The sequence below is a fragment of the Fodinicola acaciae genome, assembly GCF_010993745.1.
GTDB classification, from domain to species: Bacteria; Actinomycetota; Actinomycetes; order Mycobacteriales; family HKI-0501; genus Fodinicola; species Fodinicola acaciae.
On record NZ_WOTN01000001.1, the window covers coordinates 1356661 to 1382778 of the forward strand.

The window sequence follows — 26118 nt, forward strand, 5'->3', positions numbered from 1 at the left end:
CAGCCGGCTGCCTACTCACCCAGTCCCTCCCGACGCTTACGGCGCCACGGGATGCCGACCCACAGCCACCCGAGCACCGCGGCGGTGGCCACGCTGCCGAGCAGCTCGGGCCAGACCCCGAGCAGTGCCGCCAGCGTAGAGGTCTGCTGGCCGGGCCGCGCGAGCTGGACCTGCTGAACCAGGATGGCCTGCTCGAACAGGCCGCTGTGCTGGACGACGCCGCCGTTGTGGTCGACCACCGCGGAGATGCCGGTGGTGGAGGCCATCAGCGCCGGCAGGCTGTACTCGGCGGCCCGGAAGCGCACCATCGCCAGCTGTTGCGCGCTCTCCTCGGTCTTGCCGAAGGTGGCGTTGTTGGTCTGCACGGTGATCATCTGGCCGCCGGCGGCGACCGCGTCGTGCACCAGGTCGTCGTAGGCGACCTCGAAACAGATCGAGTCGGCGACCGTGTACTTCCCCAGCGTCATCGTGCCGATCCGGTCACCGGGATAGAAGTCGCGCGGCACCAGGTCGACCTTGTCGGTGACCATCCGCGCGATCGGCCGCAGCGGGATGTACTCGGCGAACGGCACCGGATGCCGTTTCACGTACCGCTCGCCGGGTCCGCTGACCGGGCTCCACACGATCGAGGTGTTGCTGACGTGCGTCGGGCCGGGGCCGTTCATCATGCCGCCGATCATGATCGGCACCTTGATCGCCTTCGCCGCCATGGTGATCTCCGCGTACGCGTCGGCGTTGGCCAGCGGGTCGATGTCGGAGGAGTTCTCCGGCCAGATCACGAAGTCCGGCTGCTTGGCGGTGCCGGCCTTCACCTGGTCGGCGAGCTTCAGTGTGGTCTTCACGTGGTTGTCCAGCACCGCTCGCCGCTGCGCGTTGAAGTCCAGGCCGAGCCGGGGCACGTTGCCCTGGATGACCGCGACCGTCACGGTCGGACCGCTCGGCGCCGGCGTCGGCACCAGCGGACCGACGGCCATCAGCGCGACCGCGCCGGCCGCGAGCCCGGCGATGGCCCAACGGCGGCTCTGCCGCTCGGTGATCAGCCAGATCGCCGCCAGGGCCAGCAGGCCGCCGACGGCGGCCACCACGAACGTGACACCAGGAGCGCCGGCGATCGAGGCGAGCTTCAGCGTCGGCGCGTCCGACTGCGAGAACGCGACCCTGGCCCACGGGAAGCCACCGAACGGGATGCGGGACCGCAGCGCCTCCGAGATCACCCAGGCACCGCCGGTCAGCGCCGGCAGCAGGACCGGCTTACGCCAGGTCAGCGGCGTGAGGAAGCCGAGCAGCGCGGTGAAGGCCGCCTGCGAGACCGGCAGCAGCAACCAGACGGAGCCGACGAACGTGCCGGCCCAGTGCAGCACGAGCGTGAAGAACACCAGGCCGAACAGATAGCCGGCCCACGCGCCACGCCGCTTGCGCTGGCCGCGCAGCGTCAACGCGAAGAGCGCGATGGCGATCGGCGCGGTCCACCAGAGCCCGACCGGCGGAAACGCCAGCCACAGCAGCACACCGGAGACGACCGAACCGAGGATCACCGCCCACCACGGCAGCGGCTTCGCGTACCAGGGATCGCGTGCCGGTTCCGGGTCGGCTCCGGCCTCGATGGGCTTGTCCAGCGTCACTGCCACGCGTCAACTCCTGTCGGGGCCTCTACGACCGTCAATGCATTGTGCATCGTGAGGACACGCGGGGTCAGGCCACCCGCCGAGATACACCCCGAATGTGACCGGATGGCCGTACGCGGCTGACAAGGCGCCGCGCGGGAGTTGTCAGTGCTGTCTGGGTCGGCGCCGCGGCGGCGGACCGCCTCGAAGGCGAGGCGGTCCGGCGACGCGGCTGGGTCGCGCCTCGGACGGCGACGCACCGTCTGCGCCCACAGGTGTCATGCCCAGGTGGCGTTCACACAGTGGTGGAAGTGGCCTTCGGTCCAAGACCGCACACACTGGCTGAATGCGCGACCTTGTTGTCTAACGGTCCCCCCAAGCCTCCAAGTGCTGTGCACCACCAGAGGACCGCCACTGGAAGGGGGCCTTCCCCGCTCACCCGCTGAGCCTGGCGTTACGCCCTTGTGCGCGCTGCTCAGGGGTTGCACGAAGGACGACGTCCCGGCAGCCCTTTTCCTGGAGTACGACGTGGAGCACATTAGGCACTCCGGCGGTAGCCTCGCAAGGTCGGCCTGACCTGGGGGTTTGGCACCTTTTCGCAGGTCATCGCCATGCCGCGTTCACCGGCTTTTCATCAACGAATTTGCCAGTCTTCGGCGTGTCGCCAGCGGCACACCGACAACGTGTGCTACGCGGCGTGGATCACGGCTCCGCCGACGAGCGTACGGACACAGTCCGGCGGCTCCTGGAGGTCGCCGTACGGGTCGGATTCGGCCCGGAACATCGCCAGATGCGCCGGCGCACCGACCGCGATCGCGCCACCGTCCTGTCCGACCGCCCGCCAGCCGGAGCGAGTGTGCGCGTCGTACGCCGCCCGCCAGGTGAGTCCGTGTTCGGCGGTCCGGTGCTCGACGGCCGCGCGTACGCCGGCCCACGGATCGATCGGCGTCACCGGAGAGTCGGAGCCAAGCACCAGCCGTACGCCGGCGTTGTGCAGTGCCGCAAAGGGATTCAGGGTCGCCGCGCGGTCGGCACCGAGCCGTTCCGCGTACATGCCGGCCGGACCGCCCCAGGCCGCGTCGAAGGCCGGCTGGACGCTGGCGATGATCCCCAGCTCGGCCATCCGCGCGATGGCCGTGTCGTCCACCATCTCCGCGTGTTCGATCCGGTGCCGGCCGGCTCGGATCGCGGCGGCGCCGACTTTCTCAGCCGCGTAGCCAAAGCCGCACACCACCGCGCCAACCGCGGCGTCGCCGATCGCATGGAATCCGGCCGACAGCCCCAAACTCGCGCAGTCCAGCACGTGGTCGCGGACCTGCTCCGCCGACAGGTAGGCGTGTCCCCTGCCGGCCGAATCCAGGTAGTCGCAAGACAGCGCGGCGGTGTGCGAACCGATCGCGCCATCCGCGAAGAGGTCTCCGCCGGCGCCGATCGCGCCGAGCTCGCGAGCCTTCGCCGCCTCCCCCAGCTCGCCCCAGTAGCCGAAGACCGCCGGACCCGGCTCATTGCCGGCCAGGCCCAACAACTCGGTGAAGTCGTCCTCGCCGGCGATGTCAGGTCCGCCGCACTCGTGCAGCGCTGCGATGCCGAGCGAGGCGGCGCGCTGCAGTGTCAGCCGCTGCGCGGCACGCCGCTGGTCAGCGGTCACCGAAGCGTACGCGATCGCGCGTGCGGCGTGATGCGCGTCGACGGTCAGGTGTCCCGACGCGGCGAATCCCTTGCTGGACGGGGTGATCTCGCGCAGGAGAGCCGTCGAGGCGACCGCGGAGTGCACGTCCGTACGCGAGAGATATGCCGGCCGCCCGCCGGCCGCCACGTCCAGCTCAGCCGCTGTGGGAGGCCGGCGATCGGTCCACCGGCTCTCGTCCCAGCCGTGTCCGAGGAGGACGGCGTCGCGAGGCAGCCGCTCGGCGTGTGCGCGTACGGCCGCCAACATCGCGGCCAACGACGGAACGCCGGTCAGGTCCAGGCCGCCGAGTGCCAGCCCGGTCGCGGTCGCGTGTACGTGACCGTCGACGAACGCCGGCAGCACGTACGCGCCGTTCAGATCCACGACCGTGTCGGCGGAGATGTCCGCGGAATCCGTTCCCAGCCAGGCGATCCGGCCATCGGCCACCAGGACGGCGGAGGCCGGCCCGCCGGTCGTGCGGATGATGCCGTGCCGGTAGAGCGTGCTCATCCGGCCAGTGAACTACAGCGCCGGCGGACGCCGCTCGTACGGTGTCGACAGCACGACGGTCGTACGCGTGGACACCGACGCGGACGTGCGGATGTCCTGCAGCAGCCGCTCCAGGTCGCCGGGCGAGCGGACCCGCACCTTCAGCAGATAGAACTCGTCGCCGGCGACGCTGTAGCAGGACTCGATCTCCGGCAGGTGCCTCAGCCGCTCCGGCGCGTCGTCCGGCGCGCCCGGGTCGATCGGCTTGATCGCGATGAACGCGGTGAGCGGCAGGCCGACCGACTCCAGGTTGACGTTCGCCGAGTAGCCGGAGATCACCCCGCGTTGCTCGAGCCGTCGGACCCGCTGGTGCACGGCGGAGACGGAGAGGCCGACCCGCTCGGCGAGGTCGGTGTAGCTGCACCGGCCATCCTGAGCGAGCGCCGCGACGATCGTGCGGTCGATGTCTTCCACGGCCGCGACCGTACCCGACGCCAGCAGCGGAAATACTTAAGCGACTCATAAATATCGCCGCAAGTGACGCCAACCGCGACACAAAGCGCCGCGTCAGGACGCGATCACAGCCGTGCTTCCGGCCGCGGCCAAAACCGATCATCTGACCGAACCGATCACTCAACATGATCGGTCAGCCACGTAGCGTTTGGTGGCGTCTGACAGCTGTACGCTGATGCCCATGAGCCAGCCAGACGACCATGAGTCCCGCATTTCCAGGCTGGAGACAAAGGTCGAGGACTTGACCACCGAGGTCCGCCGCACCCGCGCGGATGCGGCGGCAGCTCGCGTGCTGGCCGGCGGAGCTGAACTACGAGATGAGCGGTGTGCGTGGCCGGCTCGATGGTATGGCGGCTGGCATCAGCCAAATCGCGGAGTCGATCCAGCTGCTCATTGATCGAGACAACCGGTCGGAATAGTCAGCCGGCGGCGATGACGGCGGCGATTTCGGTGACCTGGTTGGGATCGGTCGACCAGTTGTAGAGGATGAGCTCGTCGGCGCCGGCATGCTCTGCGTCGGCGATCGCGGCCAGCAGTTGCTCGGGTGTGTCGAGTAGGCCAGCCGCGACCTGGTGACCGTACGGCTCGCCGTAGTAGGCGAGCACGTTCGTGCGAGCCTCGTCTGCTGCGGTGCGGAGGGTCGCGTTCACCTGGATGACGATCCGCGGCTGGCCGGGCCGGCCGGCGGCCTGCCACTGCTCGCGTACGGTCTCGATCACCCGCGGCCGCCACTGCGCGGCGCCGGCCGCGATCAGGCCGTGGCCAAACTTCGCGACCCGGGCGAGCGCGGCCGGCCGGAACGCGCCGAACAGGACCTCCGGTGAGCCCTCCAGCGGCGCAGGGCCGACGACTTTTCCCGACCAGAGCTGAAAAAGCTCGGTCATCTGCCGGTCCAGTCGGCGGCCGCGCGTGGCCAGGTCGACGCCTGCGACGGCGAAGTCGTCCTCGCGACCACCGACGCCGATGCCGAGCGTGAAGCGACCGCCGGAGAGCCGGTCGAGCGTGGCCGCCTGTTTGGCCAGCAGCGGCGTTTCCCGCAGTGGCGCCAGCAGCACCTCGGTCTGCAGCCGGATCCGTTCGGTCGCGCCGGCCAGCACGGACAGGGTGACCAGCGGTTCCGGGTTGTCGTAGACCAGCCGGTCGAGCAGAGCGAGCGTGCTGAATGAGCCGGCGTCGGCGCGGCCGGCCCACTCGAGCAGGACGGCGCGGTCGGCGATGGCCGGCAGGCCGAGTCCGATCTTCATGGTGATGCCTTTCGAAGGAGGGTACGGAAACACAGCCGCCCCTCCGTCCGTACCCAGACGTACGGACATCCGCCGGTTTGCGGATCTCTTGCGGTCCGGAGAACCAGCCTCGATTGGCTGGCCGACCGCCGGCTCCTCCGTGTGCGGCTCGCTGCGCGGGAAGCGACTCCACGTTAGCAACACCGTCGACGGTGTCCAACGTGATATCCGGCATCATGGGTCGGGTGACAGGACCTCTCATGCTGCTGGACTCGGCCGGCCTCTGGTTCCGAGCGTTCTACGCGATCCCGGAGAAGATCACCGCGCCGGATGGCACACCGGTGAACGCGATCCGCGGCTTCTGCGACATGCTGGCCGCGCTGGTGCAGCAGCGCAGGCCGTCACGGCTGGTGGCCTGCCTCGACCTGGACTGGCGGCCGGCCTGGCGGGTCGAGCTGCTGCCGTCCTACAAGACCCACCGGCTCGACCTCGGCGGTCCCCCCGGCGCCGAGGACACGCCGGACCCGCTGGCCGCGCAGATCCCGGCGATCCTGGAGATCCTGCACGCCTTCGGCATCGCGACCGCCGGCGCGCCGGACTACGAGGCCGACGACATCATCGGCACGCTGGCCACCCGCGGACCGTCTCCGGTCGAGGTGGTCACCGGTGACCGCGACCTGTTCCAGCTCACCGACGACGCGGCCGGCGTCTCGGTCGTCTACATCGGCCGCGGCATCGCCAAACTGGTCGTGATGGACGACGCCGGCGTACGCGAGAAGTACGGCGTGCCGCCGTCCGGCTACGCCGACATGGCCGTGCTGCGCGGCGACCCGAGCGACGGCCTGCCAGGTGTCGCCGGCATCGGCGACAAGACCGCCGCCGGACTCATCAGCCGCTACGGCTCGGTGGAGCGGCTCATCGAGGCCATCGACGACGACGGCGACACGGCTCTGGGTCGTACGCACCGCGGCAAGCTCGCCGCCGCGCGCGACTACCTGGTCGCCGCGGCCAAGGTCGTACGCGTCGTCCGCGACATCGACCTGCCGGTGCTCGACGACGCCATCCCCGCCGAGCCGGCCGACCCGGAGGCGCTGGAGGCCCTCGCCAAGCGCTGGGGGGTCGCCAACTCCATCAAACGCCTGCGTACGGCCCTCGCCGAGGCCACTGCCTAACCGAGCGAGGACCAGGCGACGACGCCGCGGCGTACGGCGTCGACGGCGGAGCGGGCCGTCGCGGCGATCGGTGTGTCGGTGCCGCCGAGCTGGTCGAGCAGGTCGATGACCTGGCGGCACCACCGTACGAAGTCGCCGGCCGGCAGCTCGCCGTCGGGTCCGGAGCCGGAGGTCGCACGCAGTACGCGCTCCAGCGGCTCGCCGCGAGCCCACCGGTAGACCGGCCAGACGAAGCCGAGCTCGGGCTGCCGCGTCAGCGACAGGCCACGCTCGGACTCGTCGGCCTCCAGCTCGGCCCACAGCCGCGCGGTGGCCGCCAGCGCGTCGGCGAGTGGCCCGCGCGGCACCGCGGAGGTCTCCTCGCCTGGACCGCGCGACTCGTAGACGATCGCGGCCACCGCGGCCGCCAGCTCGGCGGCGCTGAGGCCGTCCCAGGTGCCGGCGCGCAGGCACTCGGCGACCAGCAGGTCCGACTCCGACCAGATCCGCGCGAGCCGCCGGCCGATGCCGGTGACCTCGTCCGGCGCCGCGCCGGCGTCCACGTCGGCGTGCGGCAGCAGATAGCCGCGCGACTCCAGCAGGTCACAGACTTTGTCGAAGGTGCGCGCCAGAGTGTTCGTACGGTTGGCCACGCGTCGCCGCAACGACTCGGTGTCGCGCGACAGTCGGTGATAGCGCTCGGCCCAGCGCGCGTGGCTCTCGCGGTCGGCGCAGCCGTGGCACGGATGTCGCCGCATCGCCTCGCGCAGCTCCAGCAGCTGCGGGTCGTCACCGGCCACGCCGCGCCGGCGACGGCTCGACGGCTCGCGGAGGTCGGCGTTGCGCAACGACGAGGACAGGTCACGGCGAGCCTGCGGCGAGCGATGGTCGAAGTTCTTCGGCACGCGTACGCGCCCGAGCGGCTCGACCTCGCCGGTGAAGTCGGCCGGCGAGAGTCGGCCGGCCCACCGCTGCTCGGTGAGCACGAGGGGCCGTGGCTCGGTCAGCGCGGACAGGCCGGGGTCGAGCACCACCGCCAAGCCGGAGCGCCGGCCGGTCGGTACGTGGATCACGTCGCCGGCCTTCAGCGCCTCCAGGGTCTGCAGAGTGGCGGCACGGCGTTGTGAGCCGCGGCTGCGCGACAGGGCCTTCTCGCGCTCGTTGATCGCCGCGCGGAGCTTGAAGTATTCCTCGAAGTCGCCGAGGTGGCAGGTCATCGACTTCTGGTAGCCGGCCAGCGCCTCGGTGTTGTGCTGCACCTGCCGCACCAGCCCGACCACCGACCGGTCGGCCTGGAACTGCGCGAAGCTCGACTCCAGCAGCTCGCGAGCGCGCGCCCGGCCGACCGAGCCGACCAGGTTGACGGCCATGTTGTACGACGGCCGGAACGACGACCGCAACGGATACGTGCGCGTCGAGGCCAGGCCGGCGACGTGCCGCGGGTCGGTCCCCGGCGCCCACACCACGACCGCGTGGCCCTCGATGTCGATGCCGCGGCGGCCGGCACGGCCGGTGAGCTGCGTGTACTCCCCCGGCGTGATGTCGACGTGGGCCTCGCCGTTGTATTTCACCAGCCGCTCGAGCACGACCGTACGAGCCGGCATGTTGATGCCCAGCGCGAGCGTCTCGGTGGCGAAGACGGCCTTGACCAGGCCGCGTACGAACAGCTCCTCGACGACCTCCTTGAAGGTCGGCAGCATGCCGGCGTGATGTGCGGCCAGGCCGCGCTGCAGGCCTTCCATCCATTCCCAGTAGCCGAGCAGCTGCAGGTCCTCGGCGCCCAGCTCGGCGGTGTGCTTCTCGGCGACCCGGCGGATCTCGGCGCGCTCCTCGCTCGTCGTCAGCCGCAGGCCGGCGCGCAGGCACTGCTGTACGGCCGCGTCACAGCCGGCGCGACTGAAGATGAACGTGATCGCCGGCAGCAGGCCTTCGCGGTCGAGCCGCTCGATGACGTCCGGCCGCGACGGCACCAGGCCGCGCGGAGGCCGGCGGCTGGACGGACCGCCGCGGCGCCGGCCGCGGCCCGGCGCGAAGGACGACTCGGACGTACGCCGCAGGATGTCGCGCGTGTGCCGCATCAACTCCTCGTCGACGTCCTTCTGCTGGCTTCCCGACTTGGTGCTGAACAGGTCGAAGAGCCGGTTGCCGACCAGCATGTGCTGCCAGAGCGGCACCGGCCGGTGCTCGTCCACCACGACGGCCGTGTGGCCGCGTACGGTCACCAGCCAGTCGGCGAACTCCTCGGTGTTGCTGACCGTCGCCGACAGGGAGATCAGGGCCACCGAGGACGGCAGATGGATGATCACCTCTTCCCACACCGCGCCGCGGAACCGGTCGGCCAGGTAGTGGACCTCGTCCATCACGACGAAGCCGAGGCCTTCCAGCGTGCTGGACCCCGCGTAGAGCATGTTGCGCAGCACCTCGGTGGTCATCACCAGCACTGGTGCGCGCGAGTTGATCGCGTTGTCACCGGTCAGCAGGCCGACGTTGGCCGCGCCGTGCCGGGCCACCAGGTCCGCGTACTTCTGGTTGGACAACGCCTTGATCGGCGTCGTGTAGAAGCATTTGCGACCCTCGCTCAGCGCGAGGTGCACGGCGAACTCGCCGACCACCGTCTTGCCGGCGCCGGTCGGCGCCGCGACCAGCACGCCGGAGCCGTCTTCGACCGCGCGGCAGGCGCGCACCTGGAAGTCGTCCAGCTGGAAGGCGAGACCGGCGGCGAACTCGGTCAGCTGCGGATGGGCGGCCCGTTCCTGAGAGCGCGTGAAGCGCTCGGCGGGGCTGCTCATAGGTCCAGGCTACGGCGCGTGGCGAACGACTTTCACCGCCGGTAGGCCGGCGCGGGCGCCTCCAGGTCGCGCAACGCGTCGCGGAGCAGGTCGGCCAGCGCTCGCGCGGTCGCCTCCGGCAGCCGTCCGAGCAGCGCCGACTGTGCCTCGTTGGTGGCCAGGACGACCTCCTCCGCCGCCTCGATCCCCTTCGGCGTGAGATAGACCCAGGTGCTGCGCCGGTCGCCTTCGTCGGCCTTGCGCGCGACCAGGCCCGCGTCGACCAGCCGGTGCAGCACGTTGGTCGTGCCGCCGGAGGACATCGACAACGACCTGGTCAGCTCGTTCGGCTTGCCTTCGTACGGCGCGCCGGCGGCACGCAGCCGAGCCAGCACCTCGTACTCGGCCTTCGTCAGTCCCAGCCGCTCCAGCACGCCGTGCGTCGCCGCGTCCACCAAACCGGCGAGCCGGCCGATGCGCTTGGTCAGCTCCAACGGCCGGCTCTCCACCTGCGGCAGCTCGCGACCCCACGCGGAGACGATGTCGTCAGCGAAGTCCGGAGCAGCGGTCATGCGCCGAGACTAGCCAGCTCCCTTTCGCGAAAGCTATCTAGTGGCCGAAGAACGCGCGGACATCCTGGACGTACGTGTCCGTGGCCTGATGCGCGGCCCAGTGGCCGTCGCCGTCATAGACGTTCCAGGAGGCGATGTTGGCGTGGTCGCGGTCGGCCAGCGTCCGCACCGAGTTCCAGTCGTACTCGAACATCGCCAGCCCCAGCCGTACGGTCGTCCGCTCCTTGGCGACCGGCTCCGCGACATAGAACTCGCGATAGATCCGCATGGCCGACGCGATCGTGCCGGTCAGCCAGTAGATGCTGACGTTGGTGAGGCCGAAGTCGATGTCGACGCTGTCGCGCCAGAGCTGCCCGTTCCACGCCAGCAGCCCCACCGGTGAGTCGGCCAGGGCGTGCGCGAGGGTCTGTGGGATCTGCCGGTGCACCTTGTCGTACGCGCCGCCGTTTCCGGAGAACCACTCGTTCTCCGCGACCGCCGCGCGCTCCTGCTCGGTCAGCCGTGCCAGCTCCTCCGGGTCGCCGGACGGCTCCGACCAGACCTGCTGGACGTGCACGCCGACCACGTTGTCCGGCGCGGCCCGGCCGATCTCCGGCGCGATGTAGGAACCCCAGTCGTTGCCGACCACACCGTACGAGCCGTAGTCGAGCCGTTTCATCAGCTCGACGAACGCCGGCACCATCCGCCACGGCGACCAGCCGCGGTCCTTCGTCGGACCGGAGAAGCCGAAGCCGGGCAGCGACGGGATCACCAGATGGAAGTCGGCGCTCAGCGGCTCGATCACGTCCAGATATTCCACCACCGACCCCGGCCAGCCGTGCAGCATGAGCAGCGGCAAGGCGTCCGGCCGCCTGGACCGTACGTGCAGGAAGTGGATGGTCTGGCCGTCGATCTCGGTGGTGAACTGCGGATACGCGTTGAGCCGCCGTTCCCAGGCCCGCCAGTCGTACTCGTCGCGCCAGTACGCGACCAGCTTGCGCAGGTGGTCGACCGGCACGCCGTAGTCCCATCCCGCGTCGTCCAGCTCCTCGGTCCAGCGCACGCGGCCGAGCCGGTCGCGCAGCTCGTCCAGCTCGGCCTGCGGCACGTCGATCGCGTACGGCCGGATCTGCTCGGTCATGACGGTCATCCTCTCGTCCGTGGGGTACGCCGGGTGATCGGAACCGCGGCACGGATTTCGACAGCCGTGCGCCGACCGAGACCAAAGTCCCTTCTCACCGGCCGTTCGGACAGCACTTCGGGGTTTGCCGCGCCGGTTGGCCGGGTACTTGTCACTCTGGCGATGTTGACCATGCGCAACCATCGGGGGTCCGTGATGGACACGCAGAACACCGCACCTGAAGACGACCACCGCGGCTATCGCGGCCGGCACCGCCGGACCGGGCTCGCCGCCAGTATCGCGACCTTGCTCGCCGTACCGATGACGTTCATCGGCCGGCGCAAGACGCACCTCACTCCGGCATAACTCACACACCGGGACATTCGGTGCCGTTCGCCGCGGCACCCTTTGTCGCGGTGGCTTTGTGTTCAGAAACTGGGTACGGTGTACTCGATCGCGTACGGCGTACTCAGTTGGAGGCTCGGTGCCTGATACATCCGTCCTCGTCGTCGGCGGCAGCAGTGTCGGCCTGGCGACGGCCCTCTTCCTCGCGCGTCAAGGCGTACGGACCACGCTGGTGGAGCGGCGGTCCGGCGTGTCCATCCACCCACGCGCGCTCGGTCTCGGCCTGCGTGCCGTCGAGGTGCTGGAAGACGCCGGACTGACCGCGGCGCTGGCGAAGGTGCAGCGTCCGACCGGTGGCGCGACCGGCCGCATCGACGTGGAGCGGATCGTCGGGGCCGACTTCTCCACGGTCGCGCGGCGTACCCCGCTCACCATGACCACCGACGACTTCGCGGCCGTCACTCCGGCGACGATGGGGCAGGTGAGCCAGGACCGGCTCGACAGCGTCCTGCTGCCGGCGGCGCGGGAGGCCGGCGTGACCGTACGGTTCGACGCCGACGTCACCAGTCTCGAACAGGACCCCGATGGCGTACGCGTGACACTCCAGGATGGCGAGGTCATCGAGGCCGCGTACGTCGTCGGCTGCGACGGCGCCAACAGCCGCGTACGCGAACTGGCCGGGATCACCCGCTCCGGGCCGGGCAAGCTCGCCGACGGATACGTCATCAACACGCTGTTCGAAGCCGATCTCAGCAAGTGGATCCCGCCGATGGCCTTCGGCATGTGCGGCATTCACAACGAGCAGGTCGGCGGCATCCTGATCTCCATCGACTATCCCAAGCGCTGGCTGTTCCACATCATGAACTCCGGCATCGAGTCGATGGACGACTATCCGCCGGAGCGCTGCGCCGAGCTGATACGCGCCGCGATCGGCGCGCCGGAGCTGCCGGTCGACGTGCTCAGCGCACTGCCGTGGCGGTCGAGCCTCTGGCTGGCCGACCGCTTCCGCGCCGGCCGTGTGTTCCTGGCCGGCGACGCCGCGCACGTCCATCCGCCGACCGGCGGCTTCGGCCTCAACACCGGCATCCCGGACGGCCACAACCTGGCCTGGAAGCTGGCGTTGGCGCTGCAAGGCGTGGCCGGGGACGCGCTGCTGGACACGTACGAGACCGAGCGCCGGTCGCTCGCGCGCTCTTCGCAGGAGCAGGTCATGTTGCGCGCCAGGAACATGGACGTGCACTGGGACGGCACGAAGTCGGCTGAGCGTGCCGCGCTCGGCATCGCCGAGTTTCCGGTGGCACAGCTGGCGTATCCGCAGATCTCGCCGGCGATCGTCGACCCGCCGCGCACCGACCTCGCCGACCGCGCGGACGTTGCCGCCAACCTCGACGGGTCGCCTGGTACGCGTGTGCCGCACGTGTGGCTCGACCTCGACGGCGAGCGCGTGTCGACGGTGAACCTCGCCGGACCGGAGTTCGCGCTGCTCACCGACGGCGGCCACTGGCCGGTCTGGGACCTTCCGCTGCCGTTGCGGACGTACGACGTGTCCGCCAGCCGCGTGCCGGGGATGTCGGCCGGCGGCGCCATGCTGGTCCGGCCGGACGGCATCGTGGCCTGGCGCGGTCAGCGCGACGGCCTCGATCGCGCCGTGGCGCAGGCCATCTGTCGAGTGCCAGCGGCCGCGGGTTAGCGTTGGGGCGTGCGCCTTCCGATCGACGCTGTCCTGTTCGACTTCCACGGCACGTTGATGCAGGTGGAGGCTGCCGAAGACTGGCTGCGCGGCGGCGCGCGTACGGCCGGCTATCCGCTGCCTGAGGCGGAGTTCGAGCGGCTGCTGCCGGCACTGGTCGCCGCCGGCCGCGCCGGCGGTCCACTGCCGGCGCACGTGCCGGACGAGTACGCCCGGCTGTTCGCCGAGCGTGACCTGTCGATGGAGCAGCACCGCGGCGCGTACACCGGCCTGCTGTCGACGGTCGATGGCGTGACACCGGAGCTGGCGACGGCGCTCTATGAGCGCCTGCTCGACCCGACGACCTGGATCGCCTATCCGGATGCCGCGCCGGTCCTCGCCGAGCTGCGCCTGCGCGGCATCCGTACGGCGATGATCAGCAACATCGGCTTCGACCTGCGGCCGATGCTGGCCGCCAGCGGATTCGCCGGGCTGTTCGACGAGGTCGTGCTGTCCTACGAGGTGGGGGCGCAGAAGCCGGACCCGAAGATCTTCCGCCTCAGCTGCGACCGCCTCGGCGTCGAGCCGGAGCGCGCGCTGATGGTCGGCGACACCGCTGCGGACGGCGCCGCGGTGGTCGTTGGTTGTCGCAGCCTGCTGCTGCCGGCGTCGCCGGTCGGCCAGGTGCACGGCCTCGACGCGGTGCTCCAGCTGACAACGCGCTGACCTCTTCGCTTACCAAACCCTTCGCAAGGAATTATCCTCAAAGTTGAGTCGTTGAGACTCATGTAAGGTGAGTGATTGACGGAGGTTTGACGATGGCTCTTCAACTGTGGGACCCGTTCACCGCACTTGCTCGTTTCGACACCGACTTCGACCGGCTCGTCCGGCGCAGCTGGGGTCAGGTGCGGACGGCTGGTTTCGTGCCGGCAGCGGACGTGACGACCGACGGCGACGACGTGCTGGTGACGCTGGAGCTGCCTGGCGTCGACGTCGAGAAGGACGTGGAGGTCGAGGTCGCCGACGGCCGGCTGACGATCAGCGGCCAGCGCCAGCAGCAGGACGAGCAGACGTCCGAGGACGGGCGCAAGGTGCTCGTACGCGAGTTCCGCTATGGCTCGTTCCGGCGCGACTTCGCGCTGCCGAAGGGTGTCACCGCCGAGCAGGTGAGCGCCGACTACGACCAGGGCCTGCTGACCGTACGCGTGAGCGGAGTGGCGCGGCCGAAGCCGCAGCCGCAGAAGGTCGCGATCCGGTCCGGAAAGCAGGAACTGCCGAGCGCCGAGTAGGTCAACCAGCGACGACCCAGGGATCCCTCGGGGTCCCTGCGTTTTCGTTCGCCGCGCCGGAGACCCGGTCGGCCGGCATCATCAACGCGGCGGCCACCGCACCGACCAACACCGCGATCGCGAACCGCCACTGGCGCGCGCTCCCCTGCATCCCCTCACGGTAGCGGTCGGTCGCCGACGGCGTGGCTCAGCCGGTCGACCATCGCGCGTATCCGCTCCACCAGCTCCGGCGGCTCCAACACCTCGAAGTCGACGTCGAGGTTGGTCAGGTGCGCCGCGACGAAGGTCGGCCAGTCGGAGCCGGCGTACAGGTGGCAGCTGTGCTCGTCGACGTCCTCCAGCAGGCCGACGGTCGGCGGGATGAGCTCGCGCATCGCCGGCAGGCTGGCGTGCAACAGGACCTTCGCCTGATAGCGGTACGGCCGGGTGGAGACCGAGCGCGACACGTACGTCCCCGGCTCCTCCGGCATGTCTCGCGGCGTGAAGCGGCCATCGCGCGCGGCCACACCGGTCACGCGGTCGATCCGGAACGTCCGCCAGTCGTCACGGGCGAGGTCGAAGGCGACCAGATACCAGCGGCGGCCGGTGTGCACCAGCCGGTACGGCTCGACCGTGCGCTGGCTGGCCGGCCGGTCCTTCGGCGCATAGTCCAGCACCAGGCGCTGCTTGTCGCGGCAGGCCGACGCGATCGCGGTCAACACCTCGGCGTTGGCGGCCGGTGCCAGGTTGGGGATCGGCACGACCACGTCCTGCAGCGCGTTGACGCGTTGCCGCAGACGTGCCGGCAGCACCTGCTCGAGCTTGGCCAACGCACGTACGGACGTCTCCTCCAGGCCGGTGATCGTGCCGTTGGCGGCGATCCGCAGGCCGAGAACCACCGCCACTGCCTCGTCGTCTTCGAGCAACAGCGGCGGCAGTGCCGCGCCCGACCCGAGCCGATAGCCGCCGGCCACGCCTGGTGACGCGTGCACCGGATAGCCAAGGCCGCGCAGCTTGTCCACGTCGCGACGCACGGTCCGCACGTCCACGGCGAGCCGGGCGGCCAGGTCCGCGCCGGACCAGTCGCGCCGGCTCTGCAGCAGTGATAGCAGTCGGAGCAGCCGCGCGGACGTGTCCCTCATGCCGCCTACATTGCCAGCAATCGCGGACCATAAACGTCCTGGATTCTCGATAATGTGAGCACCATGGACGACAACGCCGTGACTCCATTCCGGATCGAGATCTCCGACGCCGCCATCCAGGACCTGCACGACCGCCTCGACCGGACCCGCTGGCCCGACGAGCTGCCGGACGTCGGCTGGTCATACGGCACACCGCTGGCATATCTGAAGGAGCTCGCCGCTTACTGGCGCAACGACTTCGACTGGCGGGCCGCGGAGGCGACACTCAACGCGTACGACCAGTTCACCACCACGATCGACGGCACCAACGTGCACTTCCTGCACGTCAGGTCGGCGGAGCCGACCGCGCGGCCACTGCTGGTCACGCACGGCTGGCCCGGCTCGGTGGCCGAGTTTCTGCGGATCCTCGGGCCGCTCACCGACCCGGCCGCGCACGGCGGCGACCCGGCCGAGGCCTTCCACGTGGTCGCGCCGTCGATCCCCGGCTATGGCTTCTCCGGACCGACCACCGAGACCGGCTGGGACCTGAGCCGGGTCGGCAACGCGTTCGTCGAGCTGATGAGCCGGCTCGGCTACGAGCGCTTCGGCGTACACGGCGGCGACTGGGGTGCGATGATCTCGCGCTCCATCGGTCTCGGCCACACCGACCGGGTCACCGGCGTCCACCTCACGATGCTGCCGACCGGCATCCAGCGCACCGAGCCGACCGAGGCCGAGCTGGCCGGGCTCAGCGAGGCCGACCAGGCACGGCTGAAGCTGTCGTACGAGCGCACCAAGACGTTCACCAGCGACGGCTCGGCCTACGGCATGCTGCAGTCGACCCGGCCGCAGACGCTGTCGTACGCGCTGACCGACTCGCCGGTCGGCCAGCTGTCCTGGATCGCCGAGAAGTTCAAGGCCTGGACCGACTCGACCGACCGGCCGGAGGACGCGATCGACCGCGACCAGATGCTGACCAACATCAGCATCTACTGGTTCACCGGCACCGCCGGCTCCTCCGCCCGGCTCTACTACGAGTCGGCGCACGCCGGCACCGGCTTCCGCGGCGGTCCCCCGCCGGCCGGCTCCGTGCCGACCGGCGTCGCCGTCTTCCCGGCGGAGCTGTCCGTGCCGATCCGTCAGCTCGCGGAGAAATACGACAACATCGTGCACTGGGCCGAATACGAGCACGGCGGCCATTTCGCCGCGATGGAACAGCCGGACGTGCTGGTTGCCGATCTCAGGACGTTTTTCCGGAAGGTTTAGCCAAAAGCGGTCGCGTTGCGGCCGACCCACGCGGCGAAGGTGCCGGGCCGTCGACCGAGCAGATCGGCGACGGCCGGGCTCACCCGTCGCTCGGCCTCGGTCGGCTCGCCAAGGATGTCGAGCGTGCCGTCGGCGACCGGCTCCGGCATGAACGCCAGCATCGCCTTCTTCGCCTGCGCCCTGGTCAGCTCGACGAACCGTACGTCAGCGCCGATCGCCTCCGCCTGCTGCCGCGGCGAGATCGGCTCCGGGCCGGTCAGCTCGTACGTCCGACCGTGGTGACCGCCGCCGCGCAGCACCGCGGCGGCGACCTCGCCGATGTCCCGCGGGTCGATGATCGGCACCGCGACATCGCCGAACGGCGCGGCGACCGTACGGCTCGTGCGCACCATGTCGGCCCAGGCCAGGGCGTTGGACTGAAAGCCGCCTGGCCGCAGGATCGTCCACTCGAGGCCGGAGTCGCGCACAGCGCGCTCGTACGCGCGCAGGCCGTCGTGCGACACGGCCGTCGGTCGGGTGCCGGCGGCGACCGACGACAACAACACGACGCGCCGCACTCCGCTGCCCTTGACGACCTCCAGAAGCTCGCCGGGATGTGCGCGTACCAGCTGCTCGCCGGCAATGAGCAGGAACACCGCGTCGGCGCCGTCGAGTGCCGGCTTGAGGCTGGCCGGCTCGCCGAGGTCGGCGAGGTGCTGCCGCACCGGCAGATCAGCCGATCGCCGCGCCACCGCGACCACCTGCTCTCCGGCCGCCGCGAGTGCGTCGACCAGTGGACGGCCGACGTTTCCGGTCGCTCCGGTTACCACGATCATGAGAACTCCTCGTCAGGTTGGCTTGCCTGCCTGACGCTACGAACCGGACTTACTTCTGGTAAGGACGTACCTGGAAGTAAGCTCATGACATGGACGTTGGGGAGCAGGTCGCGAACTGGTCCGCGCACGCCGACAGTGACGTGTTCCACACCGACTGTCCGGCACGTACGGTGCTCGACCACGTCACCAGCCGCTGGGGTGTCTGGGTCCTGCTCGCGCTGCGCTCCGGCGAACTGCGGTTTTTCGAGTTGCGCCGACGTATCGACGGCATCAGCGAGAAGATGCTGGCGCAGACGCTGCGCACGCTCACGCGCGACGGCCTGGTGTGGCGGCAGGTCGAGCCGGCCACGCCACCACAGGTCAGCTATGGCCTGACACCGCTCGGCACCGGCACCAGCGAGCAGCTGTCGACGTTGTTCGGCTGGCTGCGCGAGCACGCCGCCGACATCCTGCGGACCCAGGCCGACTTCGACGAGGTCAGCGAGCGAGCAGCCGCGCGGTGAGCTCGGCGAGCGCCGCCTGAGCCCGCGGATCACGCGCCTCCGGTTGCGGCTCGGCGCGTTCGAGCTTGTCGAAGTAGTGTCCGGTCACGCCATCCAGCTCCGGATCGACGATCAGCCGGAGCGTCGACCGGGTGCCGGTGTCGACGCTGTCCATGGTGTTCCAGCCGGCCTCGACGACCATGCCGGTCGGCATCAGCGTCGCCGGATGCAGAGCGTTGACCGTGACGCCGGTGCCGGCGGTCTCGGCGGCCAGCGCGAAGGTGTCGGCGATCATCGCGAGCTTGCTCTGCCGGTATGCGCGTACGCCGTCGTAGTCGCGCTCCACCAGCGGGTCGTCGACGAACGACGCCTGGCCGATCGAGGCGACGTTCACGATCCGCGCTGGTGCGTTGCGGGTCAGCGTCGGCAGCAGCTCCCGCGCGAGCAGGTGGCTGGCCAGGTAGTTGACCGCGAAGCGCAGCTCGATGCCGTCGCGGCTGACCTGCCGGCCCTCCCCCGGCACGCCGAATCCGACGCCGGCGTTGTTGACCAGGATCGTGAGGTCGCTGTGCCGGTCGGCGACCTCGGCGGCCAGCCGGCGGACGTCGGCGATCGACGCGAGATCGGCCACCGCGGTGTCGATCCGGGTGCCGTCCGGCGCCTCCGCCGCCACCTTGTCGCGAGTGGCGGCGGCACGCTCTGGGTCGCGTCCGTGGATGACGACGGCGGCGCCGAGCCTGGCCAGCTCGGTGGCGACCTGCTGTCCGAGGCCGCCGGTCGCGCCGGTGATGAGCACCTTCTGCCGGGATACGTCTCGCATGTCCTCGACCCTACGTCCACCGCCACCGCTTATCCTGTTGCCACGACTACCCGCCGAACCAGGTCGCCAATGCCTCGCGCAGCTCGTCGGCGTCCGAGCCGGCCCAGGCGACGTACGCGTCCGGTCGGATCAGCACGAGCTCTGCCGGCGGCTCGGCGGTCTCCGCCTCGACGAGGTCGACACGGTCCGACCAGTCGGCCGCGATCGCCGGCGCACCACCGAAACTGAGCAGCACCGGCCGCGCCTTCCGCATGAGCTCGGCGATCCGGGTCGCTCCGGCCGCCGTTTTCACGTCGATGTCAGGCATCCACCGGCCGATCAGCGGATGCCGGCCGGTCGTGCGCATGTCGTACCGCGTGTCCGCTCCGGACATCAGGTCGCAGATGTGCTGCCGGTTGTCCTTCTTTTCCAGCAGCTCGCCGAAAAGCTGTCGCATGGCGGTGACGTTCGGACCGGGTGACAGCAACGCCGTCTGAGCTCTGGTGTGCATGATGACCCGCTCGCCGACCGATCGCCGTTCGCTTTCGTACGTGTCCAGCAGGCCGTCCGGAGCCCAGCCTTGCACCGCGGCGGCGATTTTCCAGCCCAGATTGAGAACATCCTGCATGCCGAGGTTGAGACCAGGTCCGCCGATCGCGGAGTGGACGTGTGCCGCGTCGCCGACCAGGAAGACCCGGCCGGACCGATAGCGGTCGGCCTGCCGTGAGTTGATGCCCTCGTTGGCGCGCGTCAACATCAGCTCGTGGCCGTCTGGTGGCGCGACCGCCTCGACCTGCGCGCCGAGGATCCGGCTGAGCGTCGCGCTGGCTTCGGCCAAGGTCACCGGCACGGTGTCCGGCACCGGTTCGCCGTCCCATTCATAGCCGCCAAATCGGTAGACGCCCGGCTGCATCGCACCGATCGCCACCATGCCGGTCTCGGTGCGGTAATGGCCGCGCCTGAGGCGGCCGAGCCCCGGCACCACCAGGTCGCCGTTGGACTCTGGTGTCGGCTTCGCGATGCCGACCTGCCCCATGATGCCGGTGAACCGGTCGTCGGTGATGCCGGGAAATCCGATGCCGAGCGACTTTCTGATCACGCTGCGACCGCCGTCGGCGGCCACCAGATAACGCGCGGTCAGGTCGTACGTGTCGTTGAGCCGCACCGTCACGGTGTCGGAGTTTTGGCTCAGTGCGGTGACTTCCTGGCCTCGCCGGAGATCGACGCCGAGGCTGGTGGCGCGTTCTTCGAGCAGCTTTTCCAGCGTCGGCTGCGGGATCGGCAGCAGGTAGATCGACGGATCGTCCAATGTGGACAGATCCAGCGGAAACGCGCCGAAGGTGAAACCGGGTGCCGGCCGCGGCGGTTGCAGCTGGCCGGACAGCACCTCGTACAGTCCGCGATAGTCCAGCGCCGGCACTACCCGGCCGACCAAGCCGTTGGCCTTCGGCGCGGTCGACCGCTGCGGCAGCCGCTCCAGGACGACCGGCCGCAGGCCAGCGAGCGCCAACTCGGTGGCCATCAACAGCCCGTTCGGTCCACCGCCGGCCACAATCACGTCGTGAATCATGACAAATCTCCCGTTTCCAGGCAGCCCAAAAGAAGGCATGCTTTTCCTTGTGTATTGCCGAAAAGCTAGGAAGAGAGGTTGGAAACCCTCTTGATCGCGGCACGCAACGCAGCCGGTACGGTCACCGGCGGGTCGGCGCGCCACCAGTTGTCCAGCGCGACTCGTACGGCCACGCCGAGTGCCGACGCGACCAGCTGCGGATACATCTGGTCAGCCGGCACGCCGAGGCGATCGGCGATCGCCGCCGCCAGCTCGTGCTCAACCTCGCGGCTGCCTCGCAGCAACGCCGCCTGCACGGACGGCTCGGCAGTCATCCGGTGGACGCCGCCGCGCCACTGCGGATCAGGCATCGCCTCGGCGTCCTCGCTTTGCTGCAGGAACTGCGAGACGACCGCTTCCTCGAGTGCCTGCCACAGCGACTCGGTGGCCGGCCGCTCCGGAAGTGCCGCGACCACCCGGCGCATCCGGTCGACGTGCCGCGAGGCGATCGCGTCGGCCTTGCTGGCGAAGTAGTTGTTGAACGTACGTGGTGACACCCCGACCTCGGCCGCGATGTCCTCCACCAGGACGTTGTCCAGGCCGCGCCGCACCGCCAACCGGATGGCGGCCCAGGCCAGAGCGCTGCGAGTCTCCTGCTTCTTGCGCTCTCGCAGCCCCGGCTTGGTCCTCGCGTCCATGCCTACGACCGTACGACAAAAGTGCGGGCCCCGCAATCTTTCGGGGCCCGCACTTTTCTCAGTCGGCTATCAGGTCGCGTCGTCGTCGTACTGGCGGCGCTGTGCCGTGTCAGTCGAGTTGCCGCTCGGCGCCTCGATCTCCTCGACCGAGGTCTCGATCACCGACGCCTCGTCATCGGACACGTTGCCGTACATGGCGGAGGAACGGCGGGCCTTCCGGCGATCGTGGACGAACGCGACTCCGACCGCGAGGAAGTAGAGGCTGACCATCGGAATCGCCAGCGCGGTCATCCCGAAGGGGTCGGGTGTCGGCGTCACGATCGCGGCGAACAGGAACATGAGGAAGACGGAGACCCGCCACCACGACAGCAGCCGCCGCGCGCTCACCAGGCCGGCAAAGTTCAGCATGACGACAATCAGGGGAAACTCGAAGCCACAGCCGAACAGGACCATCATCCCGGTGATGAAGTCCATATAACCTTTGAGCTCGAGGTTGGCGACCACACCGGTCCCACCGCCGAACGCGAGCAGGAACTCAAGGCCGCGCGCGATGACGAAATAGGCGAGCACGGCGCCAGCGACGAAAAGAGGCGTTGCAACGGCAACGAACGAGTAGGCCCATCGACGCTCGTGCTTGTGCAGCCCCGGAGTGATGAAGCTCCACAGCTGGTAAAGCCAGATGGGGGCCGAGATGATCAGGCCGACATAGAGGCCGAATTTCAGCTGCGTGACGAGATAGTCGGTGACCTGCAGCTGCTGGAGCGGCTGGCACATCTTGCCGACCGACATTTGTGCCTGACAGTAGGGCTGCTCCAGGAAGTTGATGATCTCCTTGGAGAAGAAGAACGAGGCGACCGTACCGACGAGGATGCCGATGACGGCTCGGAACAGCCGCGTGCGGAGCTCGATCAGATGCTCCATGAGCGGCATCGATCCGTCAGCGGCCCGCTGACGGCGACTTGGTTTACGCGCGCCTTGCCGGCGCGGCAACAGATTCACGGACTCGGCAGCTCGGCAGGAGTTAGCTGCGCTGCGAGTCGGACGGTTGCGCGACCTTCTTGTCGTTGATCGGCGAAGGCTGGTCGTCCGGGATGCTCGGCTCCTCGTCCGCCTTGGCCTTGGCGTCCTTGTCCTTGTCCTTCATCTCGTCGGTCAGCGCCTTGGTCTCGGCCTTGAAGATGCGCAGCGACCGGCCGAGGCCGCGAGCGGCATCCGGCAGCTTCTTCGCACCGAAGAGCAGGATGAGCACGACGACGAGCACGATGATGTGCCACGGCTTCAGACCACCAGCGAACATGAGCTAGCCCTCTCCTACGGTTTCACGCCGCGGCAGGGGTGTTGCCTCACCCGTTGCGGCTCGCACCATCGTACGTCCCGATGAGCGTTTCAGGCTGCGCTGCCACTGGATTGCGTGGATTGGCCACCGGTTGGTGTCGTCACGGCCGCCTGCTGGCCGGCCGCCACCTCGGCGGCTCGCGCCTGCAAATCCGACAAAGCGCCATTGATCTGGTCAACTCTGGCCTGCAGGGCCTGCACGTCGTCGAGCTTCCCCTGCACCGCCAGCACCTGAGCCTGCAGCTGCCGCAACGGACCCACCAGGCGCACCAGCACCAGCAGGAGCAGCAGGACCGCCACGACGGCGATCGCGATCGCGATCCACACGGCAAGACTCACAGGCCGAAGCCTAGTGGCCGTACGCCGGACGCCGAAGATTGGGCTAGCTGGTCGCGACGCGCCGCGCGGCGGCCGCCAGGTCCTCAGTGCGGTGCAGCTCGATCACGAAGTCGAGCAGGTCGTCCACGCTCAGCGCCGGTCCGGTGTGCTGCTCGGCCGCCTCCTGCGGGATCGACCAGAACTCCACCTTCACGCCGCCGGTGCGCAACAGCGTCGACACGTGCGTGTCGGCCGGCTTGCGGATGCTTCTGGCGCAACCGCTGCACACGAATGCGTAGTACGACAGGCCAGCCGTCGAGCATTCGTGCAGCACCACGTCGTCGGTCGTCAAGTCAACGTCGCCGCAGTACGGACAAGTCGCCTTGATCTGCGCGTTCACCACGGTCCCCTTTCGCCGCCCCGATCGGCGGGGTCCTTTCCCGCCTTTCGTGGTGTTGACGCACCGGTAACCGGGTGATGACGCGATAACGGAGCATGAACCTGAGTCGTGGGTCACAAATCTGCGGCGGCGATTACTCCTGATATGCCAACAAGGCCTGTTGCGCGTCGTGGCGGACGGCTTCGGCCAGCTCGACCGGCGCCACCACACGTACGTCGGTGCCGAGGCCGAGCACCATCCGGCGCGCCCAGCCGAGGTCGCTGGCCCACATGGTGATCTCGGTGTCGCCGCCGTGCTTGTGCGTGACCGACTCGACCGGGTAATACTCGGCGACCCAGCGCGCCGACCTGGACAGCCGCAGGGTGATCAGCAGGTCGCCTGGGCCCGGCTTGAAGACACCGCCGGTCACGTCGTCGCCGCCGGCGCCTGGCGGCGGTGCGGCCGGCTCGTCCAGCTCGGTCAGCTCGTCGATGCGGTCCAGCCGGAAGCGGCGTACCGCGTCGGCCGACCGGCACCACGCCTCCAGATAGCTGCGACCGTCCACGACCAGCAGCCGGATCGGGTCGACCACGCGATCGGTGGTCTCGTCGCGAGTGGCCGTGTAGTAGGTCATCCGTACGGCGTGCCGGTGTTCCAGCGCGGCGCGCAAGGCGTTGGCGCGGCTCGCCTCGGTCGGCGACGTACGCAGCTTCACCGCGACCCGGCTGGCCGCCGAGGCCGCGTCACCGGCCGCGGACTCCAGCTTGGACAGCGCGCGGTCGATGGCGTCGTCCTGGCTCAGTCCCGGCGTCTCCCCCAACGCGCGCAGGCCGACGATCAGTGCCAGCGCCTCGTCGGCGGTCAGCCGCAGCGGCCGGTCGATGCCGGCGTGGTAGGTGATGGTGACGGTGTCGTCGTCGAGCACCATGTCGATCAGGTCGCCGGGACCGTATCCCGGCAGGCCGCAGACGAACAGCAGGTTGAGGTCCTGGCGCAGCTGCGTCTCGGTGACGCCGAGGTCGGCGGCCGCCTCCTCGACCCGGATGCCGGGCCTGGCCAGCAGATACGGCACCATCGCGAGCAGTCGCGGCAGGTGTTCGCTGACACTGATCGCCATCAGCGCCCGCCCTTCACGCTGGCCAGCGCGGTCAGCCGCTCGACGACCATCCGGCGCACGTCCGGCGGCTCCAGCGCCACCACGTCGGCGCCATAACCGACCAACCGGTTGGCCAGGCTGCCGGGATCGCGATACGGCAGCTGCACGAGATCCCAGCCGGCCAGGTCGGACGGATGCACCTCGATGGCCGAGCGGCGCAGGCCCGCGCAGCTGCCGGTGCGTACGCGCACTGTCGCCTTGCCCTGGTGCGACGGCGTCTCGTCGCCGTAGACGTATGAGGCGAGGTCGACGTCCTCCGGCGGCTCGAACCTGCCGGACGGACCGTACGCCTTGACGTTGCCGACGACTCGCGAGAGCCGGAAGCAGCGCGTCGCGTCGCGGTCGAGGTCGTGCCCAACCACGTACCAGCGGCCTTTCGACGACACCGCACCCCACGGCTGCAGGTGCCGCTCGGCCGGCTCGTCGTCCTCGGGACGCCGGTAGGAGAAGGTGATCGCGCGACGGTTGCGTACGGCCGCGAGGATCGTGTCGACCGCGGGATCGGCGGCGACGACCGGCTCCACCGGCAGCGTCGCGGTCGGATCGACGTCGACACCGGCGGCGCGCAGCTTCAGCAGGCCGGAGGCCGCCGCCGAGGCCAGGCCACGGACGTGCCAGAACCTGGTCGCCAGGCCGACCGCCGCCGCCTCGTCCGGCTCCAGGTGGATGTCCGGCAGCTCGTAGTCGCGGCGCGCGATCCGATAGCCGGTCTCGGTGTCGAAGGCGCTCATCACCCGCATCTCGACCGGCACTCCGAGGTCGCGGAGCTCGGCCTTGTCGCGCTCGAACATCCGTTGGAAGGACTCGTGCGCGCGCTGGTCGTCCTCGTCGTGCTCGTAGCCGGCCACCGTCTGCGCGATCTGCGACGCGGTCAGGAACCGCCTGGTGGACAGCAGGCAGATCACCAGGTTGACCAGACGCTCGGTTCGTACGCGGGACACCCCAAGGACGCTAGCGGATGGACCCGGTCATGTGTTCGAACTACCCCCAGGGCGCGGCGGGTCGGCCGGCGTGTCGCGGGGTTGTCCACAGGCGTACGCGCGTGCCTCGCGCAAATACGTCACAATGTCGCGACCCTCGGTCGCCGACCAGCCGGCCCGCTCGCTCAGCGCCGCCTGGTTTTCCTGCCACATCCGCGCCGCCGCGGCCTTGACCCGCGGATCGTCGCCGTGGAACCGGCTGGCCAGCGCGTCCCAGTCGGCCAGCAGCCGCTGCACGGCGGGGTCGCTCACCGGCGTACCGCGGTCGAGGTGCTCGTGCACCTGCGCCACCATCGCCTTCCACTCCCGCTTGGCCGCCTCCGCGCCGGCCGCGCCCAGCTGGGCACGTCGCTCGGCGAGCAGCTCGCGGCTCTGCTGGCTGAAGTAGGTCCTGAACATCGACATGGCCTCGATGGTCGCCAGGAACGACTGCGCGTCGGGCAGGTCGGCGCCGTCGAGCCGGTGCAGCAGGCCGCGTACGTGCTTCATCAGCGTCGCTATCTGGTCCGACTGCTGCCGCAGCTCCTCGAGGTGATCGGTGAGCAGCCGCCGCCAGTCGTCGGCGCCGGCCAGGCCGCCGCCGATCCGGTCCAGCGGCAGGCCGAGCTGCCGGAGTGCCTTGATCTGGTAGAGCCGGCGTACGTCCGCGGCCGTGTATCGGCGATGGCCGGAGCCGGTGCGTTCGCTCGCCGGCAGCAGGCCGATCTCCTCGTAGTGGTGCAACGTCCGCACGGTCACGCCGGCCGCCTCAGCCAGCTCACCGATCGTCCATCGCCTGTCGTCGCTCACCCCACTGACGCTAGAACCTGACGTTACGTAAGGCGCAAGCCTTGGACGCCGCGCAGACCTC

27 protein-coding genes are annotated in these 26118 nt (G+C 69.7%); 7 read left to right on the forward strand and 20 right to left on the reverse strand.

Going from position 1 to position 26118, the window contains the following annotated elements; all coding sequences use genetic code 11:
* Window positions 1–11: 11 nt before the first annotated feature.
* The 4 genes from lnt to GNX95_RS06390 all read right to left on the reverse strand — a co-directional run bounded on the left by lnt (window position 12) and on the right by GNX95_RS06390 (window position 5519).
* Window positions 12–1628, reverse strand: a complete 1617-nt coding sequence (gene lnt, locus GNX95_RS06375; RefSeq protein WP_222853425.1) for an apolipoprotein N-acyltransferase — start codon at window positions 1626–1628, stop codon at window positions 12–14.
* 664 nt (window positions 1629–2292) lie between these two features.
* Complete coding sequence (locus tag GNX95_RS06380; protein WP_163506195.1) at window positions 2293–3783, reverse strand: amidohydrolase; 1491 nt, start codon at window positions 3781–3783, stop codon at window positions 2293–2295.
* A 12-nt stretch (window positions 3784–3795) separates the two neighbouring features.
* Window positions 3796–4236 (reverse strand): Lrp/AsnC family transcriptional regulator, encoded by a 441-nt coding sequence (locus tag GNX95_RS06385; protein WP_163506196.1) that lies wholly within the window; start codon window positions 4234–4236, stop codon window positions 3796–3798.
* A 458-nt stretch (window positions 4237–4694) separates the two neighbouring features.
* On the reverse strand, window positions 4695–5519 hold the full coding sequence (locus GNX95_RS06390; protein ID WP_163506197.1) for an LLM class flavin-dependent oxidoreductase: 825 nt from the start codon (window positions 5517–5519) through the stop codon (window positions 4695–4697).
* A gap of 239 nt (window positions 5520–5758) precedes the next feature.
* Between GNX95_RS06390 and GNX95_RS06395 the strand changes: the two genes are divergently transcribed.
* Window positions 5759–6670, forward strand: coding sequence for a 5'-3' exonuclease (locus GNX95_RS06395; RefSeq protein WP_246281626.1), 912 nt, complete (start codon window positions 5759–5761; stop codon window positions 6668–6670).
* Here the strand turns inward: GNX95_RS06395 and GNX95_RS06400 are convergent.
* The 3 genes from GNX95_RS06400 to GNX95_RS06410 are packed head-to-tail and all read right to left on the reverse strand — an operon-like array spanning window position 6667 to window position 11109.
* Window positions 6667–9438, reverse strand: a complete 2772-nt coding sequence (locus GNX95_RS06400) for a DEAD/DEAH box helicase (RefSeq protein WP_163506198.1) — start codon at window positions 9436–9438, stop codon at window positions 6667–6669. The genes GNX95_RS06395 and GNX95_RS06400 overlap by 4 nt on opposite strands.
* Before the next feature lie 32 nt (window positions 9439–9470).
* Complete coding sequence (locus GNX95_RS06405; protein WP_163506199.1) at window positions 9471–9989, reverse strand: MarR family winged helix-turn-helix transcriptional regulator; 519 nt, start codon at window positions 9987–9989, stop codon at window positions 9471–9473.
* A 37-nt stretch (window positions 9990–10026) separates the two neighbouring features.
* Entirely contained in the window at window positions 10027–11109 is a 1083-nt protein-coding gene (locus GNX95_RS06410; RefSeq protein WP_246281524.1) for an epoxide hydrolase family protein, read from the reverse strand.
* Window positions 11110–11280: 171 nt separating this feature from the next.
* Here GNX95_RS06410 and GNX95_RS06415 point away from each other — a divergent pair, with 171 nt between their 5' ends.
* From GNX95_RS06415 to GNX95_RS06430, 4 genes are all read left to right on the forward strand, one after another.
* A complete protein-coding gene (locus GNX95_RS06415) occupies window positions 11281–11454 on the forward strand; it encodes a hypothetical protein (RefSeq protein ID WP_163506201.1) in 174 nt (57 codons plus the stop codon).
* A gap of 118 nt (window positions 11455–11572) precedes the next feature.
* Window positions 11573–13123, forward strand: coding sequence for an FAD-dependent monooxygenase (locus GNX95_RS06420; RefSeq protein ID WP_163506202.1), 1551 nt, complete (start codon window positions 11573–11575; stop codon window positions 13121–13123).
* A 9-nt stretch (window positions 13124–13132) separates the two neighbouring features.
* Window positions 13133–13828, forward strand: a complete 696-nt coding sequence (locus tag GNX95_RS06425; protein WP_222853426.1) for an HAD family hydrolase — start codon at window positions 13133–13135, stop codon at window positions 13826–13828.
* A 92-nt stretch (window positions 13829–13920) separates the two neighbouring features.
* Complete coding sequence (locus tag GNX95_RS06430; RefSeq protein ID WP_187369603.1) at window positions 13921–14391, forward strand: Hsp20/alpha crystallin family protein; 471 nt, start codon at window positions 13921–13923, stop codon at window positions 14389–14391.
* 1 nt (window position 14392) lies between these two features.
* On the opposite strand, the gene GNX95_RS06435 is transcribed toward GNX95_RS06430, so the two are convergent.
* Both GNX95_RS06435 and GNX95_RS06440 read right to left on the reverse strand, forming a co-directional pair.
* Window positions 14393–14542 (reverse strand): hypothetical protein, encoded by a 150-nt coding sequence (locus GNX95_RS06435; RefSeq protein WP_163506204.1) that lies wholly within the window; start codon window positions 14540–14542, stop codon window positions 14393–14395.
* A gap of 4 nt (window positions 14543–14546) precedes the next feature.
* On the reverse strand, window positions 14547–15512 hold the full coding sequence (locus GNX95_RS06440; protein WP_163506205.1) for a helix-turn-helix transcriptional regulator: 966 nt from the start codon (window positions 15510–15512) through the stop codon (window positions 14547–14549).
* Between the two features lie 63 nt (window positions 15513–15575).
* On the opposite strand from GNX95_RS06440, the gene GNX95_RS06445 reads away from it, so the two are divergent.
* Window positions 15576–16757, forward strand: a complete 1182-nt coding sequence (locus tag GNX95_RS06445; RefSeq protein WP_187369604.1) for an epoxide hydrolase family protein — start codon at window positions 15576–15578, stop codon at window positions 16755–16757.
* Here GNX95_RS06445 and GNX95_RS06450 read toward each other — a convergent pair.
* Window positions 16754–17572: an SDR family oxidoreductase gene (locus tag GNX95_RS06450; RefSeq protein ID WP_163506207.1), complete on the reverse strand. Its 819-nt coding sequence runs from the start codon at window positions 17570–17572 to the stop codon at window positions 16754–16756. The genes GNX95_RS06445 and GNX95_RS06450 overlap by 4 nt on opposite strands.
* An 89-nt stretch (window positions 17573–17661) precedes the next feature.
* On the opposite strand from GNX95_RS06450, the gene GNX95_RS06455 reads away from it, so the two are divergent.
* Window positions 17662–18075, forward strand: a complete 414-nt coding sequence (locus GNX95_RS06455; protein ID WP_163506208.1) for a winged helix-turn-helix transcriptional regulator — start codon at window positions 17662–17664, stop codon at window positions 18073–18075.
* On the opposite strand, the gene GNX95_RS06460 is transcribed toward GNX95_RS06455, so the two are convergent.
* The 10 genes from GNX95_RS06460 to GNX95_RS06505 all read right to left on the reverse strand — a co-directional run bounded on the left by GNX95_RS06460 (window position 18050) and on the right by GNX95_RS06505 (window position 26057).
* Entirely contained in the window at window positions 18050–18874 is an 825-nt protein-coding gene (locus GNX95_RS06460; protein ID WP_163506209.1) for an SDR family NAD(P)-dependent oxidoreductase, read from the reverse strand. The two genes, GNX95_RS06455 and GNX95_RS06460, sit on opposite strands and share 26 nt — an antisense overlap.
* Before the next feature lie 46 nt (window positions 18875–18920).
* Window positions 18921–20423, reverse strand: a complete 1503-nt coding sequence (locus GNX95_RS06465) for an FAD-dependent monooxygenase (protein ID WP_163506210.1) — start codon at window positions 20421–20423, stop codon at window positions 18921–18923.
* Window positions 20424–20488: 65 nt separating this feature from the next.
* Window positions 20489–21100, reverse strand: coding sequence for a TetR/AcrR family transcriptional regulator (locus GNX95_RS06470; RefSeq protein ID WP_163506211.1), 612 nt, complete (start codon window positions 21098–21100; stop codon window positions 20489–20491).
* Window positions 21101–21169: 69 nt separating this feature from the next.
* Window positions 21170–22021: a twin-arginine translocase subunit TatC gene (gene tatC, locus GNX95_RS06475; RefSeq protein WP_163506212.1), complete on the reverse strand. Its 852-nt coding sequence runs from the start codon at window positions 22019–22021 to the stop codon at window positions 21170–21172.
* Window positions 22022–22121: 100 nt separating this feature from the next.
* Complete coding sequence (gene tatA / locus GNX95_RS06480; RefSeq protein ID WP_163506213.1) at window positions 22122–22397, reverse strand: Sec-independent protein translocase subunit TatA; 276 nt, start codon at window positions 22395–22397, stop codon at window positions 22122–22124.
* An 89-nt stretch (window positions 22398–22486) separates the two neighbouring features.
* Window positions 22487–22774, reverse strand: a complete 288-nt coding sequence (locus tag GNX95_RS06485) for a hypothetical protein (RefSeq protein ID WP_163506214.1) — start codon at window positions 22772–22774, stop codon at window positions 22487–22489.
* Between the two features lie 43 nt (window positions 22775–22817).
* A complete protein-coding gene (locus GNX95_RS06490) occupies window positions 22818–23153 on the reverse strand; it encodes a hypothetical protein (protein WP_222853427.1) in 336 nt (111 codons plus the stop codon).
* Window positions 23154–23286: 133 nt separating this feature from the next.
* Window positions 23287–24249, reverse strand: coding sequence for a helix-turn-helix transcriptional regulator (locus tag GNX95_RS06495; protein ID WP_163506215.1), 963 nt, complete (start codon window positions 24247–24249; stop codon window positions 23287–23289).
* Complete coding sequence (locus GNX95_RS06500) at window positions 24249–25229, reverse strand: helix-turn-helix transcriptional regulator (RefSeq protein WP_163506216.1); 981 nt, start codon at window positions 25227–25229, stop codon at window positions 24249–24251. Before GNX95_RS06500 ends, GNX95_RS06495 begins: the two co-directional genes overlap by 1 nt.
* Window positions 25230–25256: 27 nt before the next feature.
* Window positions 25257–26057: a MerR family transcriptional regulator gene (locus GNX95_RS06505; RefSeq protein WP_163506217.1), complete on the reverse strand. Its 801-nt coding sequence runs from the start codon at window positions 26055–26057 to the stop codon at window positions 25257–25259.
* Window positions 26058–26118 lie beyond the last annotated feature (61 nt).